General features: G+C 60.7%; 1 protein-coding gene. It reads left to right on the top strand.

What is annotated here, in order from left to right; translation table 11 throughout:
* Positions 1-41: 41 nt before the first annotated feature.
* On the top strand, positions 42-541 hold a 500-nt coding region (locus DOM45_RS19905; RefSeq protein WP_425353343.1), incomplete at its 3' end, for an Ig-like domain-containing protein.

Genomic DNA, 541 nt, shown 5'->3' with positions numbered 1-541 from the left:
ACGTCACCTTTACCTACACCGCCACCGATAATAATGGCGGGGTGAGTGCGCCGCAGACGGTAACCATCACCGTGACCGGCACCAATGATGCGCCGGTGGCCAAAGCGGACACGCCGACGACAGGCGAGAATCAGGTACTCGAAGGCAATGTTCCGGCAGCGACTGACGTCGACGGTATCGTCGAGAGCTATCAGCTCGCCACAGATGTGGGTCAGGGCAACGGCTCGCTGAGCTTCAACAGCGACGGCAGCTATAGCTTCACCCCGGGCNNCTTCACTTACACCGCAACCGACAACAATGGCGGGGTGAGCGACCCGCAGACGGTCACCATAACCGTCACCGGCACCAACGACGTACCAGTAGCCAAGGCGGATACCCAGACCATCGGTGAAAACGCCACCCTGAATGCCCAGGTGCCAGCAGCGACTGATGTCGACGGCACCGTCGAGAGCTATCAGCTTGCGACCAGCGTTGGCCAGGGTAATGGATCGCTGAGCTTTAACAGCGACGGCAGCTACAGCTTCACCCCGGGCACGGACTT

The organism is Salinicola lusitanus, assembly GCF_003206045.1.
In the GTDB taxonomy this organism is placed as follows: domain Bacteria; phylum Pseudomonadota; class Gammaproteobacteria; order Pseudomonadales; family Halomonadaceae; genus Salinicola; species Salinicola lusitanus.
The sequence above is the reverse complement of the archived record's forward strand: the minus strand, read 5'-3'. Positions and strand labels throughout refer to the sequence as shown.